Origin of the sequence: Mycobacterium scrofulaceum, assembly GCF_002086735.1 — a bacterium.
GTDB classification, from domain to species: Bacteria; Actinomycetota; Actinomycetes; order Mycobacteriales; family Mycobacteriaceae; genus Mycobacterium; species Mycobacterium scrofulaceum.
On sequence record NZ_MVIJ01000007.1, the window covers coordinates 93,493 to 111,801 of the forward strand.

Here is an 18,309-nt window from a genome sequence, read left to right on the forward strand (position 1 = left end):
TCATGCGTAACGCGCTGGCCGCGCTGGGCCAGATGGCTCTGGCGGCCGCGGTGGCCGTCGTCGTCGCGGTCGTGTCGCTGGTCGCCATCTCCCGCGTGCAGTGGCCGGCCTTCCCGTCGTCGAACCAGCTGCACGCGCTGACCACCGTGGGGCAGGTCGGCTGCCTGGCCGGCCTGCTGGCCGCGGGGTGGGCGTGGCGGCGGTATCGGTGGCTCGCCCGGCTGGGCGGGCTGGCGTTCGTGTCCGCGTTCACCGTCGTGACGCTGGGCATGCCGCTGGGCGCGACCAAGCTGTACCTGTTCGGCATCTCGGTCGACCAGCAATTCCGCACCGAGTACCTGACCCGGCTGGCCGACAGCCCCGCCCTGCGCGACATGACCTACCTCGGGCTGCCGCCGTTCTACCCGCCGGGCTGGTTCTGGATCGGCGGGCGGGCCGCGGCGCTGACCGGCACGCCGGCCTGGGAGGTCTACAAGCCGTGGGCCGTCACCTCGATCGCGGTCGCGGTCGCCGTCGCCCTCGTGCTGTGGTGGCGGATGGTCCGCTTCGAGTACGCGCTGATCGTCACCACCGCGACGGCGGCGGCGACGCTCGCCTACGGCTCGCCCGAGCCGTACGCCGCGATGATCACCGTGCTGCTGCCGCCGGTGCTGGTCCTGACGTGGTCGGGCTTGCGCGCCGGCGACCGCGAGCGTCACGCCAGCGTGGCGCCGGACGCCGACGGCCACGCTGGCGTGACGGTCGACGCAAGAAGCGGGTGGGCCGCGGTCGTCGGCGCCGGGCTGTTCCTCGGCTGGACCGCCACCTGGTACACGCTGCTGTTCGCCTTCGGCGCGTTCACGGTCGCGCTGATGGCCCTGTGGCTGGCCGGCCTGCGCTGGCGACAAGGAGGTTTCCGCGCCGCGCTCGACCCGCTGCGCCGGCTGGCCGTCGTCGCGGTCATCGCCGCGGCCATCGCGAGCACCACCTGGCTGCCTTTCCTGTTGCGGGCGGCCCGCAGCCCGGTCAGCAACTCCGGCAGCGCTCAGCACTACCTGCCGGCCGACGGCGCCGTGCTGACCTTCCCGATGCTGCAGTTCTCCCTGCTGGGAGCGGTCTGCCTGCTGGGCGCGCTGTGGCTGGTGGTCCGCGCCCGGTGGTCGGTGCGGGCCGGCGCCCTGGCCATCGGGGTGCTGGCCGTCTACCTGTGGTCGCTGCTGTCGATGCTGACCACTCTGGCGCGCACCACCCTGCTGTCGTTCCGGCTGCAGCCCACCCTCACCGTGCTGCTGGTGGCCGCCGGGGCGTTCGGCTTCGTCGAGGCGGTGCGGGCGCTGTCCGCGCGGGGCCGGGCCGTGCTCCCCGTCGCCGCCGCCGTCGGGCTGGCCGCCGCGATCGCGTTCAGCCAGGACATTCCCGACGTGCTGCGGCCGGATCTCACCGTCGCCTACACCGACACCGACGGCGACGGGCAGCGCGGCGACCGGCGGCCGCCGAGTTCGGAGAAGTTCTACCCCGACATCGACCGCGCGATCACGACCGTGACGGGCCGGCCCCGCGACCAGACCGTCGTGATGACCGCCGACTACAGCTTCCTGTCCTTCTATCCCTATTGGGGATTCCAGGGGTTGACGTCGCACTACGCCAACCCGCTCGCGCAGTTCGACCTGCGGGCCGCCCAGATCAACAAGTGGTCCAAGCTCAAGTCCGCCGGCGAGCTCATCCACGCGCTCGACACCTGCCCGTGGCCACCGCCCACGGTGTTCCTCATGCGCCGCGGCGCGAACGGCAACTACACGCTGCGGCTCGCCGAGGACGTCTATCCCAACCAGCCCAACGTCCGCCGCTACACCGTCGATCTGCGGGCCGCCCTCTTCGACAGCCCGCAGTTCGTCGTCCACAGCGCCGGCCCCTTCGTGCTGGCCATTCGCAAACCGGCGCCGGGGCACCCATGAGCACCGACACCTCGCCCTCACGCGCCGAAGAACTACCATCAACCACCGTGACCGACACGGGAGCGAACCACCGGATCGCTCGGTGGGTAGCTACCGTCGCGGGGCTGCTCGGGGCGCTGCTGGCCATCGCCACGCCCCTGCTGCCGGTCAACCAGACCACGGCCCAGCTGAACTGGCCGCAGAACGGCACGTTCGAAAGCGTCGACGCACCCCTGATCGGGTACGTGGCCACCGACCTGAACGTCACCATCCCGTGCCAGGCCGCCGCCGGGCTGGCCGGCCCGCGGAACGCCGGCAAGACGGTGCTGCTCTCCACCGTGCCCAAGCAGGCGCCCAAGGCCGTCGACCGCGGGCTGCTCATCCAGCGCGCCAACGACTACCTGGTGCTCGTCGTGCGCAACGTCGCGGTGGTCACCGCCCCGCTCAACCAGGTGCTCGGCCCCGCCTGCCAGCGGCTGACCTTCACCGCGCACGCCGACCGCGTCACCGCCGAATTCGTCGGGCTGACCCAGGGCCCCAACGCCGAGCACCCCGGCGCGCCGCTGCGGGGCGAGAAGAGCGGCTATGACTTCCGGCCCCAGATCGTCGGCGTGTTCACCGACCTGAGCGGGCCGGCGCCGCCGGGCCTGAGCTTCTCGGCGACCATCGACACCCGCTACAGCAGCAGCCCCACCCAGCTGAAGATGGCGGCGATGATCCTCGGGTTGGTGCTGACCGCCGCCGCCCTGATCGCCCTGCACGTCCTCGACACCGCCGACGGCACCCGGCACCGGCGCTTCCTGCCGTCGCGCTGGTGGTCGCTCAGCGGGCTGGACGCCCTGGTCATCGCCGTGCTGGTGTGGTGGCAATTCGTCGGCGCCAACACGTCCGACGACGGCTACATCCTGACCATGGCCCGGGTCTCCGAGCACGCCGGCTACATGGCCAACTACTACCGCTGGTTCGGCACGCCGGAGGCGCCCTTCGGCTGGTACTACGACCTGCTGGCGCTGTGGGCCCACGTCAGCACGGCCAGCATCTGGATGCGGTTGCCCACCCTGGCCATGGCGCTGACGTGCTGGTGGGTGATCAGCCGCGAGGTGATGCCGCGCCTGGGGCACGCCGTCAAACAGAACCGCGGCGCGGCGTGGACGGCGGCCGGGATGTTCCTGGCCGTGTGGCTGCCGCTGAACAACGGGCTGCGGCCCGAGCCGATCATCGCGCTGGGCATCCTGCTGACCTGGTGCTCGGTGGAGCGCGCGGTGGCCACCAGCCGGCTGCTGCCGGTGGCGGCCGCCTGCATCATCGGCGCGCTGACGCTGTTCTCCGGGCCGACGGGCATCGCCTCGATCGGCGCCCTGCTGGTCGCGATCGGGCCGCTGCGGACCATCCTGCACCGCCGATCCAAGCTGTTCGGTGCGCTACCACTGGTGGCGCCCCTGCTGGCCGCGGTCACGGTCACCGCCATCCTCATCTTCCGCGACCAGACGCTGGCCGGCGAGATCCAGGCCACCGCTCTCAAGCGCGCCGTCGGGCCCAGCCTGAGCTGGTTCGACGAACACCTTCGCTACGAGCGGTTGTTCATGGCCAGCCCCGACGGGTCGGTCGCCCGCCGCTTCGCGGTGCTGGCGCTGGTGCTCGCGCTCGCGATCACCGTCGCAATGTCGTTGCGCAAGGGCCGGATTCCGGGCACCGCCGCGGGGCCGAGCCGGCGCATCGTCGGGATCACCATCATCTCGTTCGTCGCGATGATGTTCACGCCGACCAAATGGACCCACCACTTCGGGGTGTTCGCCGGGCTGGCCGGATCGCTGGGCGCACTGGCCGCGGTCGCCGTGACCTCGGCGGCGATGCGCTCCCGGCGCAACCGCACCATGTTCGCCGCGGTGGTGCTGTTCCTGGTCGCCCTGTCCTTCGCCAGCGTCAACGGCTGGTGGTATGTATCCAATTTCGGTGTGCCCTGGTCGAATTCGTTCCCGGCGTGGCATTACGCATTCGCCACCGCGCTGCTCGGGCTGACCGTCCTGGTGCTGCTACTGGCGGCGTGGTTCCACTTCGTGTCGCCCGACAACGGCCCGCCCAAGACCCGCTACGGGGCACGCGTGGCACGAATCGTCCAGTCCCCGTTGGCCATAGCCACCTGGGTGCTGGTGGTCTTCGAGGTCGCGTCGCTCACCCTGGCGGTGACAGACCAGTACCCCGCGTGGACGGTGGGCCGGTCCAACCTCGAGGCTGCTTTTGTTTTCAAGACCGGCCACACCTGCGGACTGGCCCAGGACGTGCTGGTGGAGCAGGATCCCAACGCCGGGATGCTCGCGCCGGTGAGCGCCACGGTCGGCGACGCCCTGGGTGCGGGACTGTCGGAAGCCTTCACGCCCAACGGCATTCCCGCCGACGTCCGCGCGGATCCGGTGATGGAACGACCGGGTGACCGCAGCTTCATCAACGACGACAAGCTGGTCACCGGCGCCGAGGCGGGCACCGAGGGCGGCACCACCCCGGCGCCGGGAATCAACGGTTCGGTCGCCAAGCTGCCCTACAACCTGGACCCGGCGCGCACGCCCGTCCTGGGCAGCTGGCGCCCGGGCATCCAGGTCCCCGCGCATCTGCGATCCGGCTGGTACCGGCTGCCCGCCCGCGACAAGGCGGGGCCGCTGCTGGTGGTCAGCGCGGCCGGCCGCTTCGACCCCCGCGAGGTCCAGGTCCAGTGGGCCACAGACGACGAAGCGGCGGGCGGACACCCCGGCGGGTCCTTCCAGTTCTCCGACGTGGGCGCCTCCCCGGCGTGGCGCAACCTGCGGCTGCCGCTGTCGGCCGTCCCCGGCAACGCCACCCAGATCCGGTTGGTCGCCGACGACGAGGACCTGGCGCCGCAGCACTGGATCGCGCTCACACCGCCCCGGATCCCGCACCTGCGCACGCTGCAGGACGTGGTGGGGTCGCGGGACCCGGTGTTCCTGGATTGGCTGGTCGGCCTGGCGTTCCCGTGCCAGCGGCCGTTCGGCCATCAGAACGGCGTCGACGAGACGCCGAGGTGGCGCATCCTGCCGGACCGCTTCGGCGCCGAAGCCAACTCCCCGGTGATGGACAACAACGGCGGCGGTCCGTTGGGGGTCACCGAGCTGCTGCTCAAGGCGACCACCATCGCCACCTACCTGAAGGACGACTGGTCGCGCGACTGGGGCTCGCTGCAACGGCTGACGCCGTACTACCCCGACGCCCAGCCCGCGCGGCTGGAGCTGGGGACGGCCACGCGCAGCGGTCTGTGGAGCCCCGCCCCGCTGCGCAAGAGCTGAACACGGAGGGAGGGCGATGACGGCCACCCTGATGAGCATGGCCCGCGACGAGCGGGCCGAACTGGCGGAGTTCCTGGCCACGCTGACACCGCAACAGTGGGGTGAGCCCAGCCTGTGCTCGGGCTGGACCGTCAAAGACGTTGTCGCGCATATGGTCAGCTACGAAGAGCTCGACACGCTCGGGCTGCTGAAGCGCTTCGCCAAGGGCTGGATCGTCCGCGCCAACCAGGTGGGCGTCGACGAGTTCGCCGGGCTGAGCGCCCAGCAGCTGCTCGACTTCCTGCGTGCCCACCTCCAACCACGCGGCCTGACGGCGGGGTTCGGCGGGATGATCGCGCTCGTCGACGGCACCATCCACCACCAGGACATCCGTCGCGCGCTGGGCCGGCCGCGCCGCGTGCCGGCGGATCGGCTCGTGCGGGTCATGGGCCTGGTGCCGGGCAACCCCAGGATCGGCGCCGGCCGCCGGATCAGGGGGCTGCGCCTGCGCGCCACCGACGTCGACTGGGAACACGGCCGCGGGCCGGAGGTCACCGGGCCCGGCGAGGCACTGCTGATGGCGATGGCCGGCCGCCCCGCCGCACTCGCCGACCTCGACGGCCCGGGCCTGGACACGCTGGCCGCCCGGCTCACCCGCCGGCCGTTGCCCGGCCCCGCGTCCTCAGCGGACTGAATCCGATTGTCCGACCGGTCCGCGGGCCCGCTGCCCGGCCCCGCGTCCTCAGCGGACTAAGGAGCTTCGCTTACGATCGACCCTCGTGCCCCACGACGGTAATCAGCGATCGCAGCGGATCCCACGGTTGGTGGCCGCCATCGCCGGTCTGGTGGGACTGCTCTTGTGCGCACTCGTCCCGCTGCTCCCGGTCAAGCAGACCACCGCGACGGTCCTGTGGCCGCAGGGCACGGTGGACGGGCACGTCACCCAGATCACCGCACCCCTGGTGTCCGGCGCGCCGCGGGCACTGGACATCTCCATCCCGTGCGCGGCGATCGCCACCCTGCCCGCCGGTGGCGGCCTGGTCGTCTCGACCCTGCCCACCGGCGGGATCGACGCCGGCAAGAACGGGTTGTTCGTGCGCGCCGACAAGGACCTGGTGGTCGTCGCGTTCCGCGACACCGTGGCCGCGGCGGCGCCGCGCCCGGCGGTCACCGCCGGGGCCTGCAGCGTGTTGCACGTCTGGGCCGACGCGGGCGCGTCGGGGGCGGAGTTCGTCGGCATCCCCAACGCCGCGGGAACGCTGCCCTCGGAGAAGAAGCCGCAGGTCGGCGGGATATTCACCGACCTGAAGGTGCCCGCCCAGCCCGGTCTGTCGGCCCGCATCGACATCGACACCCGGTTCATCACCGCCCCCACCGCCCTCAAGCAGCTGGCGATGGGCGTGGGCGCGCTGGCCGTCCTGACGGCCATCATCGCGCTCGCCGCGCTGGACCGTCGCAGTCGCGGCGGCGGCGCGCTGGTCAATTGGCAGTCCCCGATCGCGTGGCTCTCCCGGTATCGCCCCCGCGCGAGGTGGACTTCGTGGCGCCGCGTCGGGATCGCCACCTGGATCGCCGACGCCGGAGTGATCGCCACGCTGCTGCTCTGGCACGTCATCGGCGCCACCTCTTCCGACGACGGCTACAACCTGACCATCGCCCGCGTCGCCCCGAAGGCCGGCTACATCGCCAACTACTACCGCTACTTCGGGACGACCGACGCGCCGTTCGACTGGTATCTGGGGCTGCTGTCCAGGCTCGCGTCGGTGAGCACCGCCGGCGTCTGGATGCGGTTGCCCGCCACACTGGCCGGCATCGCGTGCTGGCTGGTGATCAGCCATTGGGTGCTGCGCAGGCTGGGTCCGGGCCGGGGCGGCCTGGCGGCGAACCGGGTGGCGGTGCTCACCGCGGGCGCGGTGTTCGTGGCCGCCTGGCTGCCGTTCAACAACGGGCTGCGGCCCGAGCCGCTGATCGCCCTCGGCGTGCTGGTCACCTGGATACTGGTGGAGCGGGCGATCGCGCTGCAACGCCTCGCCCCTGCCGCGGTCGCGATCTTCGTCGCGATGCTCACCGCGACGCTGGCGCCGCAGGGGCTGATCGCCGTCGCCGCGCTGCTGACCGGGTCGCGGGCCATCGCGCGCACGATCCGGCGACGCCGGGCCACCGACGGACTGCTGGCGCCGCTGGCCGTGCTGGCGGCGTCGCTGTCCCTGATCACCGTCGTGGTGTTCCGCAGCCAGACGCTGGCCACCGTCGCCGAGTCGGCGCGCATCAAGTACAAGGTCGGGCCGACGATCGCCTGGTACCAGGACTGGCTCCGCTACTACTTCCTCACGGTCGAGTCCAACCCCGACGGGTCCATGTCGAGGCGGTTCGCGGTGCTGGTGCTGCTGCTGTGCCTGTTCGGGATGCTGGTCACCCTGCTGCGCCGCGGCCGGATCCCGGGCGTGGCCAGCGGCCCGGCCTGGCGGCTGATCGGCACCACCGCGTTCGGCCTGTTGCTGCTGACGTTCACCCCGACCAAGTGGGCTGTCCAGTTCGGCGCCTTCGCCGGTCTGGCCGGGGCGCTGGGCGCCGTCACCGCCTTCGCCCTCGCCCGGATCGGCCTGCACAACCGCCGCAACCTGACGCTGTACGTGACCGCGCTGCTGTTCGTGCTGGCGGTGGCCACCTCCGGCGTCAACGGCTGGTTCTACGTCGGCAACTACGGGGTGCCGTGGTACGACATCCAGCCGGTCATCGCCAGCCATCCGGTGACGTCGATGTTCTTGACGCTGTCCATCCTCACCGGGTTGCTGGCCGCGTGGCAGCACTTCCGGATGGACTACGCCGGGCACACCGAGGTCGAGGACAACCGGCGCAACCGGGTGCTCGCGTCGACGCCCCTGCTGGTGGTCGCGACCATCATGGTCATCGGCGAAGTCGGCTCGCTGGCCAAGGGCGCGGTCTTCCGCTACCCCCTCTACACCACCGGCAAGGCCAACCTCGCGGCGATCACGTCGGGACTGTCGCCCTCCAGTTGTGCGATGGCCGACGACGTGCTGACCGAACCCGACCCCAACGCGGGCATGCTGCAGCCGGCGCCCGGTCAGACGTTCGGCCCCGACGGGCCGCTCGGCGGCAGCAACCCCGTCGGCTTCAAACCCGACGGCGTGGGCGATGACCTGAGGTCGTACCCGGTGGTGACCAAGCCGGGCGTGGTGAATTCCGATGCCTCGCCCAACAAGCCCAACGCCGCAATGAGCGACTCGGCGGGCACCGCCGGCGGGAAGGGCCCGCTCGGCGTCAACGGCTCGCACGCGGCGCTGCCGTTCGGCCTCGACCCGGCCCGGACCCCGGTGATGGGCAGCTACGGGGAGAACTCGCTGGCCGCCACGGCCACCTCGGCCTGGTACCGGCTGCCGCCCCGCACGCCGGACCGGCCGATCGTCGTGGTGTCGGCGTCCGGGGCGATCTGGTCGTACAAGGAGGACGGCACGTTCACCTACGGGCAGTCGCTGAAACTGCAGTGGGGCATCGCCCGCCCCGACGGCACCACCCAGCCGCTAGCGGAGGTGCAGCCGATCGACATCGGCCCGGAGCCGGCGTGGCGCAATCTGCGGTTCCCGCTCACCTGGGCGCCGCCCGAGGCGAACGTGGCGCGCATCGTCGCCTACGACCCGAACCTGAGCTCGGACCAGTGGTTCGCGTTCACGCCGCCGCGGGTGCCGGTGCTGCAGACCCTGCAGCAGCTGATGGGGTCGCGCACGCCGGTGCTGATGGACATCGCGACCGCCGCGAACTTCCCCTGCCAGCACCCGTTCTCCGAACACCTCGGCGTGGCCGAACTCCCGCAATACCGCATCCTGCCGGATCACAAACAGACGGCGTCGTCGTCGAACGGGTGGCAATCGAGCGAGGCAGGCGGGCCGTTCCTCTTCCTGCAGACCATGCTGCGCACCTCGACGATCTCGACGTACCTGCGCGGCGACTGGTACCGCGACTGGGGATCGGTGGAGCAGTACTTCCGGTTGGTGCCGGCCGATCAGGCGCCGGAGGCCGTAATCGAACAGGGTGTGATGACAGTGCACGGCTGGAGCCGGCAGGGACCGATTCGGGCGCTCCCATGAGCGTCATGACCGTGGACAACCGCGAGGACAAGGCGGCCGCCCGGCAAGACGTGCGCGTGACGCGCTGGGTCGCGACGATCGCCGGGCTGATCGGTTTCGTCCTGTCGATCGCGACGCCGCTGCTGCCGGTCGTCCAAACCACCGCGACGCTCAACTGGCCGCAGAACGGTCAACTCAACAGCGTTACCGCACCGCTGATTTCGCTGACCCCGGTCGACGTGACGGTAACCGTGCCGTGCTCGGTGGTGCGCGCCCTGCCGCCCGAGGGCGGGGTGATCCTGAGCACCGCCCCCAAGAAGGGCAAGGACGCCGCGCTGAACGCGCTGTTCGTGGTCGTCAACGGCAAGCGCGTCGACGTCACCGACCGCAACGTGGTGATCGCCAGCGCGCCGCGGGATCAGGTGGCGGGCTCGCAATGCCAGCGCGTCGAGATCACCTCGACGAAGGCCGGCGCATTCGCCACGTTCGTCGGGCTGAAGGATCCGGCGGGCAGGCCGATCGGCGGCGGGTTCCCCGACCCGAACCTGCGGCCACAGATCGTCGGGGTGTTCACCGATCTCACCGGCCCGGCGCCGCCCGGGCTGCGCTTCTCGGCGACCATCGACACCCGGTTCTCCACGACCCCGACGACGTTGAAGCTGGCCGCGATGGTGCTGGCCATCGTGTCCACCATCGTCGCGCTGGTGGCGTTGTGGCGGCTCGACCAGCTGGACGGCCACCGGATGCGCCGGCTCATCCCCGCGAACTGGCGCACCTTCACCCTGGCCGACGTCACGGTGATCTTCGGCTTCGTGCTCTGGCACGTGATCGGGGCGAATTCGTCCGACGACGGCTACATCCTGGGCATGGCCCGCGTCGCCGACCACGCCGGCTACATGTCGAACTACTTCCGCTGGTTCGGCAGCCCGGAGGACCCCTTCGGCTGGTATTACAACCTGCTGGCGCTGATGACCCATGTCAGCGACGCCAGCCTGTGGATGCGGTTGCCGGACCTGATCGCGGGAATCGTCTGCTGGCTGCTCCTTTCGCGCGAGGTGCTGCCCCGGTTGGGACCCGCGGTGGCCGCCAGCAAGCCGGCGAACTGGGCGGCGGGCATGGTGCTGCTCACCGCCTGGATGCCGTTCGACAACGGCCTGCGGCCCGAGCCGATCATCGCCGTCGGCTCGCTGATCACCTACGTGCTGATCGAGCGCTCGATGCGCTACAGCCGGCTGACGCCAGCGGCGCTGGCGGTCATCACGGCCGCGTTCACCCTGGGCGTCCAGCCCACCGGATTGATCGCGGTGGCCGCGCTGGTCGCCGGTGGCCGTCCCATCCTGCGAATCCTGGTCCGCCGGCACCGGCTGGTCGGCACCTGGCCGTTGGTGGCGCCCATGCTCGCCGCCGGCACGGTCATCCTGACCGTGGTGTTCGCCGATCAGACGCTGTCAACGGTGTTGGAGGCCACCAGGATCCGGACCGCGATCGGGCCCAGCCAGGCCTGGTACACCGAGAACCTGCGCTACTACTACCTCATTCTGCCCACCGTCGACGGCTCGCTCTCGCGCCGCTTCGGCTTTTTGGTCACCGCGCTGTGCCTCTTCACGGCGTTGTTCATCATGTTGCGGCGCAAGCGAATTCCCGGCGTGGCGCGCGGGCCGGCCTGGCGGCTGATGGGCGTCATCTTCGGCACCATGTTCTTTTTGATGTTCACCCCCACCAAGTGGGTGCACCACTTCGGGCTGTTCGCGGCGGTGGGCGCCGCGATGGCGGCGCTGACCACCGTGCTGGTGTCGCCGAAGGTGCTGCGCTGGTCGCGCAACCGGATGGCGTTCCTGGCGGCGCTGATGTTCATCTTGGCGCTGTGCTTCGCCACCACCAACGGCTGGTGGTATGTCTCCAGCTACGGCGTGCCATTCAACAGCAGCATGCCCAAGATCGGCGGAATCTCGATCAGCACGATCTTTTTCGCGCTGTTCGCGGTCACCGCGGTGTACGCGGCCTGGCTGCACTTCGTCGATCCCAGCCACGGCGAGGGCCGGCTGGCGCGAGCGCTGACGGCGGCGCCGATCCCGCTGGCGGCCGGCTTCATGGCGCTGGTGTTCATCGCGTCGATGGTGGCCGGCATCGTTCGCCAGTACCCGACCTACTCCAACGCCTGGGACAACCTGCGCGAGTTCAGCGGCGGCTGCGGCCTGGCCGACGACGTCCTCGTGGAGCCGGACAGCAACGCCGGCTTCATGGCGGCGCTGCCCGACAACTTCGGGCCGTTGGGGCCGCTGGGCGGGGTCAACCCGACGGGCTTCACCCCCAACGGCGTGCCGGACCGCACGCTGGCCGAGTCGGTCAAGGAGACGTCGGTGCCCCAGCCCGGCACCGATTACGACTGGGACGCGCCGCTCAAGCTGACGACCCCGGGCATCAACGGGTCGACGGTGCCGCTGCCGTACGGCCTCAACCCCGATCAGGTCCCGCTGGCCGGCAGCTACGCGACCGGGGCGCAACAGCAGAGCAGATTGACCTCGGCGTGGTACCAACTGCCGAAGGCCGACGCCGGGCACCCGCTGGTCGTGGTGACCGCCGCGGGCACGATCGCCGGCAACAGCATCCTGCACCACCACACCGGCGGGCAGACCGTGGAATTGGAAATCGGCAGGCCCGGTCCCGGCGGCTCCGTGCTGCCGGCCGGACGGCTGGTGCCCTACGACCTGTACGGCGAGCAACCCAAGGTGTGGCGCAACCTTCGCTTCCCACGCTCGCAGATCCCCGCCGACGCGGTGGCGGTGCGAGTGGTCGCCGAGGACCTGTCTTTGACGCCGGACGACTGGGTCGCGCTGACCCCGCCGCGCGTGCCGGAACTGCGCTCGCTGCAGGAGTACGTCGGGTCGACACAGCCGGTGCTGATGGACTGGGCGGTCGGGCTGGCCTTCCCGTGCCAGCAGCCGATGCTGCACGTCAACGGCGTCACCGAGATCCCCAAGTTCCGCATCACGCCGGACTACAACGCCAAGAAGCAGGACACCGACACCTGGCAGGACGGCGTCAACGGCGGCCTGCTGGGCATCACCGACCTGCTGCTGCGTGCGCACGTGATGTCGACCTACCTGTCCCACGACTGGGGTCGCGACTGGGGATCGCTGCGCAAGTTCGACACCATCGCCGATGCGCGTCCCGCGCAGCTCGACCTCGGCACCGCGACCCGCAGCGGGTGGTGGTCCCCGGGCCCGATCCGCATTAAGCCCTAGCGGTTTATAGGGGGTTTCGAACCACAATTCGTCAGCCGCCAAATACCGCTCAAATTGACGAATGAGTAATTGTCGGCAATAGGTTTAATTGGGCCGCGATCGGGTTAATCCGTAAACCGCTGTGATCCAGTTCACACGGGGGAAACGGGTGAGCCGATGTATACGCTTACACGCTTGGGAACATGTGCGGCCGTGGTCACTTCGGTGACCACCGGCATCGCGACATCGGGGGCCGCCACGGCCGGCGCCGAGGGCGGCACCACGGTCGTCCTGGACAACTATTTGCGGCGCTGCGATTTCAGCCGGGTCAGTGTCGCCCCGCAGGTCCCGAGCCCGATGCTCGGCACGGGTTCCGCGACGATCCACACCACCGGGTCAAAAGCGATCGCGGAGGTCCACCTCTACGACGAGCCCGAACCGGGCACCCAGTTCGACGTTGGACTCATCCAGATGCCCAGGACCTCGTCGAGTACCTGCGGACCGGGCGATCCGGGCACCGCGTTCTCCGGCATGCAGACCGATGCCGCCGGCAACGGAGCGGCGACAGTGCAGGACACCATTCGGCCCGGCACCACGGGCGTGTGGGTAATTGTCGAGCGGCGCAACGCGAACTCGCAGAATCCGGCGGAGTTTTACACCTCCGAGTTCGTGGCGCCGGTATAGCCGCGGTCCCGCCGAGGCAGTGCCATAAGTCCCTATCTGGGCGCCCCGGGCAAGTGCTCCCCTAAAGGGGATCGCCGAATGACCGGCGTCGGATGAAAGGCACGGCAATGGACGCTTCACCACAGTCGCAGACCGCGACACGCTTTTTCTCCCGCGTGCTCGGTCCCTTTCTGGTCATTGTCGACGTGACGGCGGTCGCGCGCGCCTCCGACATGCAGTCGCTGCTGTCGCAATTCGAGGCGAATTCGATGTGGACCTTCGTCACCGGCGCCTTCATCTTGCTGGTCGGCCTGACGATTGTTGCCGCGCACCAAAGTTGGCGCGGCACCGCGGCGGTCATCGTGTCCCTGATCGGCTGGCTGATCGTGCTGCGCGGGCTGCTGCTGGTGGCCTTCCCCAGGTTCTTCGCTTCGCTGGCCAACGACATGATCGGCGCGCAAGCCTGGTGGATCGCGCTGTGCGTCGTCTTCGCCGTGGTCGGCCTCTACCTGACCTATGTCGGCTGGGCACCCGCACCGAATCGACCGACATCGCAAGCGGCGGCCGCCAACCCGGATCTGCCGCGAGCCGCGTGAGCGACACGGGGTCGACGCCGCCGAAGCCGACTCAGGGCGAGGGCGTGCAGGAGCGAACCGGCGACATGGGCACCGCGGTAACCGCCGAGTTCGACGCGCCGGCAACCGCCGGCGTGGGGATCGAAAACAGGCCGGCGCTCAGCCCGGGCTCCGCGGTGCTCGTCGTCACCCGCGGGCCCAACACCGGCTCCCGGTTCGCGCTGACCCAGCCCGTCATGTCCGCGGGCCGCCATCCGGACAGCGACATCTACCTCGACGACATCACCGTCAGCCGCCGGCACGCCGAATTCCTCAGCGAGGGTGGTCAATTCCGCATGGTCGACGTGGGCAGCATGAACCACACCTATTTGAACCGGGAGCCGGTCGACGCGGCGGTGCTGGCCGACGGCGACGAGATCCAGATCGGCCGGGTGCGTCTGGTTTTCCTGACGGGCGCGTAGCGTCTCACCCATGAGCGACTACGCCGTGGAGGCGGTGGACCGGCTGCCCTTTTCCACCGAGGAGAAGTCGCGGCGCTATCGAACCGAGAACTACAGCGGAGCGGTCGGCCTGAACTGGTACCGCACCGATCCCACCCTGCAGTTCACCATGGCGTATTACCTGCAGCCCGAGGAATTGGCGGTCGTGGAGCCGCATCTGGTGCGGATGGGCGAGTTGATGGGCGGCCCGGTCGCGAGGTGGGCGGAGGAGACCGATCACAGCCCGCCGCGGCTGGAGCGCTACGACCGCTGGGGGCACGACATCAGCCATGTCGTCATGCCGGCCTCTTTCACGCAATCCAAGCGCGCGGTCCTCGGCGCCCAGCAGGCCCTGCGCGACGACGCTCGCGCCGCCAAGATCAGCTCGGGCCTGAGCCTGTTCGCGTCCAACTATCTGCTGAACCAGGCCGACATCGGGATGGGCTGCGCGCTGGGCACCGGCGGCGGCATGGTCCAGTCATTGGTGGCCGCGTACGCGCCGGCCGACGTGCGAGAGCACGTGCTGGCCAAGTTCGCCTCCGGCGAGTGGGCGGGTGAGACCGCTCAACTGTTGACCGAACGCACCGGCGGCTCGGACCTGGGTGCGCTGGAGGCGACGGCGACACGCGCGGGCGACTCCTGGATCCTCAACGGGTTCAAGTGGTTTGCGTCCAACTGCGCCGGCGAGGCGTTCGTCGTGCTGGCAAAGCCCGAGGGTGCGCCCGACTCGACACGGGGCGTCGCCAATTTCCTGGTGTTGCGCACCCGCCGCGACGGGTCGCGCAACGGGGTGCGGGTGCGCCGGCTGAAGGACAAACTCGGCACCCGCTCGGTGGCCTCCGGCGAGGTGGAATTCGTTGACGCGGAAGCGTTTCTGCTGTCCGGGGAACCCACCGGCGACGCGGGCCCGTCCGACGGCAAGGGGCTCGGCCGCATGATGGAGCTCACCAACGCCGCGCGGCTCGGCATCGCCCTGTTCGGCCTCGGCAACGCGCGCCGCGCGCTGGTCGAGTCGCTGTGTTACGCCCGGCGGCGGCACGCGTTCGGCGGAGCGCTCATCGACAAGCCGCTGATGCGGCGCAAGCTCGCCGAGATGGTCGTCGACGTCGAAGCCGCGCAGGCAATGGTTTTCGACGGCACCGGCGCCACCAACCATCGCCAGCCCCGCGCCATGCGGCAACGCATCGCCGTGCCGGTCACCAAGCTGAAGGCCTGCCGGCTCGGGATCACCGCGGCGTCGGACGCGATCGAGATCCACGGCGGCAACGGCTATATCGAGACGTGGCCGGTGGCCCGGTTGCTGCGCGACGCGCAGGTCAACACGATCTGGGAGGGGCCCGACAACATCCTGTGCCTGGACGTGCGGCGCGGCATCGAGCAGACCCGCGCCCACGAGCCGCTGCTGGCGCGGCTGCGCGACGCGATGGCGGTGTCCGACGACGACGACACCACCCGATTGGTGGCCGGGCGCATCGAGGATCTGGACGCGGCGATCACCGCGTGGTCCAAGCTGGACCGTGACACGGGCGAGGCACGCCTGTTCCCGCTGGCCCAGTTCATGGGCGACGTGTACGCCGCGGCGTTGCTCACCGAGCAGGCCGCGTGGGAACGCGCCACCCGCGGCGCGGAGCGCAAGGCGCTGGTCGCCCGGCTCTACGCGCAGCGTTATCTCGCTGATCGCGGAGCGCTGCGCGGCATCGACGCCGAGTCCGACGAGGCGCTGGAGCGGTTCGACGAGCTACTGGACGGGGCGTTCACCGGTTAGCGCGCTGTCCGCCGACGGCGCTCACCTGGGACATCGCTGAGAGTTTCGTGCGGCGCATCGGCCCAGGGGCGCAGCGGGTACCCGGGATCGCAGACGAGCACCTGATGGTCGGAAGGTTGAGTGATGTCGCCCGTCACCCGAGGCCCCATGGGCAGATTGACGTCCGGACTACGCCTGGTCTCCCGGAAGCAAAGCCACTTCCGCAGCGGCCGGTGGCTGCTGTTGGCCGACGGGGTGCTGCTGATCGTTCTGGGCGCCGCCGGGTTGGTCTCCGCCGCGTTCCATCGTCACGCACCGCCCACCGGGGCCCCGTTGCTCGGGCTCGCGTTGACCCCCTGGCACAGCACACTGCTGCTCGGGCTCGGGCTGCTGGCCGCGGTCGGAGTCGTCGGTCGGCACGCGGCGGTCGCCGCGGCCGGGCTCTGCACGGTGGTTTTCACGGCCCTGGTGATCATCGGCGCGATCGCGGCGGCACATCATGCGCCGGGCCCGCTCGGCTTCGAGCCGCGCGACATCGTGTTGCACGGCGTGCTGGCAGTGACGAGTTTCGCCGTGCTGTATTGGCTCCTCCCGGACGTCCTGGAGGGGCCGGATTGGATACCGCGCCAGGAAGCCGGGACTGATCAAGGCCCTGCGTCGACCACCCCGCCGGCGGGTCAGCCGTCCGACGGGGCCTGAAGCCAGGCACGCTGACGGGCCGGCCCGTATCACTCGCGAGCAGACGCAAAATCGCCCAAACTCGCCGTGAGACATGCGATTTTGCGTCTGCTCGCGGAAGAAAACTAGACCGGGATCAGGCCGTGCTTGCGCGCGGTGCGGAACCACAACTGCTTGTCCCGCAACAGCCTCAGCGACTTGCGCAGCAGCAGCCGCGTCTCGTGCGGGTCGATGACCGCGTCGATGAAGCCGCGTTCGGCCGCGGTCCACGGGATCGCCATGTTGAGGTTGTAGCCCTCGATGAAGTCCTTCTTGATCTGCTGCGCCTCGGGCGTCGTCGGGTCGGGGAACCGCTTCATCAGCAGCTGAGCGGCGCCCTCGGCGCCGATCACCGCGATGCGCGCCGTGGGCCAGGCGAAGTTGAAGTCCGCGGTCAGCTGCCGGGACCCCATCACGGCGTAGGCGCCGCCGTAGGACTTACGCACCGTGATGGTCACCTTGGGGACGTCGGCCTCCACCACGGAGTAGAGGAACCGCCCGCCGCGCTTGATGATGCCCCGCTTCTCCTCCTCGGCGCCCGGCAGGAAGCCCGGCGTGTCCACCACGAAGACCAGCGGAATGTTGAAGGAGTCGCAGAACCGGATGAAGCGCGCCGCCTTGTCGGACGCCTCGTTGTCGATCGCCCCCGACATGTGCATGGGCTGGTTGGCGATCACCCCCACGGGGTGGCCGTCGACGCGCGCGTACCCGGTGATGATGGCCGGCCCGTGCTGCGCGGCGACGTCGAGGAAGTCACCGTCGTCGAAGATGCGCAGCAGGATCTCGTGCATGTCGTAGGCGGCGTTGTCGGAGTCCGGCACGATCGCGTCGAGCTCCAGGTCGGTCGGGGTGATCTCCGGCTCCAGGCCGGGGTTGACGATCGGCGGCTTGCCGAAGGTGCTCGACGGCAGGAACGACAGGAAGTCGCGCACGTAACCGAACGCCTCGGCCTCGGAGTCCACCACCTGGTGGATGTTGCCGTAGCGGGCCTGCGCGTCGGACCCGCCCAGCTCGTCGAGGGTGACCTCCTCGCCGGTGACCTCGCGGATCACGTCCGGGCCGGTGACGAAGAAGTAGCCCTGGTCGCGCACCGACACGAGCAGGTCGTCCTGGATCGGCGAATACACCGCTCCGCCGGCGCATTTGCCGAAGATGAGGGAGATCTGCGGCACCAGTCCGGACAGCGCCTCGTGCCGGCGGCCCAGCTCGGCGTACCACGCCAGCGAGGTGACCGCGTCCTGGATGCGGGCGCCGCCCGAGTCCTGGATGCCGATGATCGGGCAGGCGACCATCGCGCACCACTCCATCAGCCGGGCCACCTTGCGGCCGAACATCTCGCCGACCGTGCCCTGGAACACCGTCTGGTCGTGGGAGAACACCCCGACCGGCCGGCCGTCGATCATGGCGTGGCCGGTGACGCACCCGTCGCCGTAGAGCGCGGTCGGGTCGTTCGGCGTCTTGGCCAGCGCCCCGACCTCCATGAAGGTGCCCGGGTCGACCAGCGCGTGGATGCGGGCGCGAGCGCTGGGGATGCCCTTCTTCTCGCGCTTGGCGACGGCCTTCTCGCCGCCGGGCTCCATGGCCTTTTCCAGCCGCACATGCAGCTCGGCCAGTTTTTCGGCTGTCGTGTGAGC

The 18,309-nt window shown here is 70.1% G+C and carries 11 protein-coding genes; 10 read left to right on the top strand and 1 reads right to left on the bottom strand.

Going from position 1 to position 18,309, the window contains the following annotated elements; genetic code table 11:
- The first annotated feature begins 2 nt into the window (after positions 1–2).
- The 10 genes from BST44_RS06960 to BST44_RS07005 all read left to right on the top strand — a co-directional run bounded on the left by BST44_RS06960 (position 3) and on the right by BST44_RS07005 (position 16,657).
- Positions 3–1,934 carry a galactan 5-O-arabinofuranosyltransferase gene (locus BST44_RS06960; RefSeq protein ID WP_083176032.1) on the top strand — a complete coding sequence of 644 codons (1,932 nt, stop codon included), beginning with the start codon at positions 3–5 and terminating at the stop codon, positions 1,932–1,934.
- Complete coding sequence (locus tag BST44_RS06965) at positions 1,931–5,209, top strand: arabinosyltransferase domain-containing protein (protein WP_083176034.1); 3,279 nt, start codon at positions 1,931–1,933, stop codon at positions 5,207–5,209. The genes BST44_RS06960 and BST44_RS06965 overlap by 4 nt, the downstream gene beginning before the upstream one ends.
- Positions 5,210–5,225: 16 nt before the next feature.
- Positions 5,226–5,882 (top strand): maleylpyruvate isomerase family mycothiol-dependent enzyme, encoded by a 657-nt coding sequence (locus BST44_RS06970; protein ID WP_083176036.1) that lies wholly within the window; start codon positions 5,226–5,228, stop codon positions 5,880–5,882.
- 85 nt (positions 5,883–5,967) lie between these two features.
- Complete coding sequence (locus BST44_RS06975; RefSeq protein WP_083176038.1) at positions 5,968–9,294, top strand: arabinosyltransferase domain-containing protein; 3,327 nt, start codon at positions 5,968–5,970, stop codon at positions 9,292–9,294.
- The gene (locus BST44_RS06980) at positions 9,291–12,518 is read left to right on the top strand and encodes an arabinosyltransferase domain-containing protein (protein ID WP_439330699.1); all 3,228 of its coding nucleotides are present in this window, start codon (positions 9,291–9,293) and stop codon (positions 12,516–12,518) included. The genes BST44_RS06975 and BST44_RS06980 overlap by 4 nt, the downstream gene beginning before the upstream one ends.
- A 156-nt stretch (positions 12,519–12,674) precedes the next feature.
- On the top strand, positions 12,675–13,181 hold the full coding sequence (locus tag BST44_RS06985) for a hypothetical protein (RefSeq protein WP_083176040.1): 507 nt from the start codon (positions 12,675–12,677) through the stop codon (positions 13,179–13,181).
- Positions 13,182–13,288: 107 nt separating this feature from the next.
- A complete protein-coding gene (locus tag BST44_RS06990) occupies positions 13,289–13,756 on the top strand; it encodes a hypothetical protein (RefSeq protein ID WP_083176042.1) in 468 nt (155 codons plus the stop codon).
- A 65-nt stretch (positions 13,757–13,821) separates the two neighbouring features.
- Entirely contained in the window at positions 13,822–14,196 is a 375-nt protein-coding gene (locus tag BST44_RS06995) for an FHA domain-containing protein (protein WP_244184748.1), read from the top strand.
- Between the two features lie 10 nt (positions 14,197–14,206).
- The gene (locus tag BST44_RS07000) at positions 14,207–15,979 is read left to right on the top strand and encodes an acyl-CoA dehydrogenase family protein (RefSeq protein ID WP_083176046.1); all 1,773 of its coding nucleotides are present in this window, start codon (positions 14,207–14,209) and stop codon (positions 15,977–15,979) included.
- 123 nt (positions 15,980–16,102) lie between these two features.
- On the top strand, positions 16,103–16,657 hold the full coding sequence (locus tag BST44_RS07005) for a DUF4383 domain-containing protein (RefSeq protein WP_083176048.1): 555 nt from the start codon (positions 16,103–16,105) through the stop codon (positions 16,655–16,657).
- Positions 16,658–16,761: 104 nt separating this feature from the next.
- Here BST44_RS07005 and BST44_RS07010 read toward each other — a convergent pair whose 3' ends face one another.
- A complete protein-coding gene (locus BST44_RS07010) occupies positions 16,762–18,255 on the bottom strand; it encodes an acyl-CoA carboxylase subunit beta (protein WP_244184749.1) in 1,494 nt (497 codons plus the stop codon).
- Between the last annotated feature and the right edge of the window lie 54 nt (positions 18,256–18,309).